Origin of the sequence: Pseudonocardia pini, from assembly GCF_013870575.1 — a bacterium.
In the GTDB taxonomy this organism is placed as follows: domain Bacteria; phylum Actinomycetota; class Actinomycetes; order Mycobacteriales; family Pseudonocardiaceae; genus Pseudonocardia; species Pseudonocardia pini.
In genome coordinates this window covers 1-1,495 of the sequence record NZ_JACBXB010001051.1, presented here as the reverse complement: position 1 = coordinate 1,495, position 1,495 = coordinate 1, and the positions used below count along the sequence as shown (strand labels likewise).

The 1,495-nt window shown below is 74.4% G+C and carries 1 protein-coding gene and 1 pseudogene; both read right to left on the bottom strand.

Annotated features, from left to right (window positions below):
- Positions 1–84: 84 nt before the first annotated feature.
- Complete coding sequence (locus H5J29_RS34550) at positions 85–1,059, bottom strand: DUF6529 family protein (RefSeq protein WP_220188214.1); 975 nt, start codon at positions 1,057–1,059, stop codon at positions 85–87.
- Positions 1,060–1,091: 32 nt separating this feature from the next.
- Positions 1,092–1,495 (bottom strand): annotated as a pseudogene (locus H5J29_RS32370) (hypothetical protein); the annotation flags it as partial.

The window sequence follows — 1,495 nt, the reverse complement described above, 5'->3', positions numbered from 1 at the left end:
GCGAGGGCGGCGCAGCCCGCGGCGCAGGTGCCGACGAGCATCGCGCGGCGGTTCAGGGCGGAGGTCATGTGGTGGGACTCCTGGTCAGAACGTCAGGCCCTTGGTGCTGAAGAACCACACCGAGGACGTCAGGAACAGGCCGGTGAGCAGGACGAACACCAGGCCGCCGAAGATCGGCAGGACCCAGCGGGGAGCGTCGCGCTTCGGCAGGAGCAGCATCTTCGCCGCGAAGGCACCGTAGAAGAAGCACCCGAACAGCGAGTGCAGCAGGACCCGCATCGAGGAGTCCTCGAACCCCAGGGCGTAGAGGCAGTGCACGGCGACGGGGATCGTCAGCAGCACGGCGACCCGGCCGGACCAGCGGTGCAGCGTCGCGGTCCGGGGGCCTGCCGGGCGGCTCTTCGCCAACCGCCCGTACATCCGCATCGACGTCCAGACCTGCACCAGGACCAGCACGAACGCGGCGGCGGTGAGCCAGCTCTTCGCCGCGATGCCCGAGGAGAAGCCCGCGAGGTTGATCGCGGTGCCGGTGCCCTCGTGGAGCCTGCCGTACACGCCCAGGCCCACCGACACGGCGATACCGACGGCGACGGGGACCAGCAGGGCCGCCGTCCGGCCGCGGCTCGGGCCCGCGGGCACGGCCTGCTCGGCCTGCTCGTCCCGGTAGCCGGGCGGGTCGTCGTACTGGGCGTAGGGGTCGTTCTCGTCGTAGTCGGGGCGGTCCCAGGTCTGGTGGGGGGCGGGCTCCCAGACCGGGTCCGCCTGCGGGTGACCCGCCCAGGCCGCGGCGACGGTGGGATCGGCGACGGGGTCGACGTCGGCCGGTGCGTGCTGCGCGGGGATCGCGGCGAAGACCTCGGTGCGGGCCTCCCCCGGGTGGTCGACGGGGTCCTGCGCCGGGTCCTGCGCCGGGTCCTGCGGGGTCCCGAGATCGGCGTAGCCGGGGTCGTAGTCCGGCTCGTACCCGACGGCGCGGAGCTCGGGATGGGTCGGCGGGTCGTAGGGGTTCGGCGCCGGCGGCCCGGTGAGCTCGACGGTGCGGTGGGGTGTGGGGGGCATCGCGGGTTCTCCGGGGGTGAGGTCGGGTCGGGTCAGGCCGAGCCGAGGTCGGTCAGCGTGCCGCGGTCCGTGGCGGGGCCGGTGGTCCGCTCGGGAGCCGCCGAGAACGGCCAGGTCTTCTCGCCGACCGACACGGTGCCCAGCACGGCCGAGTCCGAGACGTCGGCGGTGAGGTCGCCGTCCACGCCGCTGAGCTGCAGCGACCCGTCGTTGTAGGTGCCCTCGAACCAGGACTCGATCTTCTTGCCGTCGCACACGTAGGCCACGACCCGGTCGCCGTCCATGCCCACGGCCAGGGTCACCTCGTTGCCCGCCGAGCGGCCCGCGAAGGCGCCGGAGACGGCCGGGGCGGCCTGGGTCTGCGGCGCGGTCTGCGGCACGGTCTCCGGCGCGGCCTGGCTCTGCGGCGCGGCTTCGGGGGCGGCCTCGGGGGCCG

Excerpts from the sequence above, each read along its gene's own strand:
- H5J29_RS34550 (WP_220188214.1), bottom strand. The coding sequence starts at position 1,059 with ATGCCCCCCACACCCCACCGCACCGTCGAGCTCACCGGGCCGCCGGCG.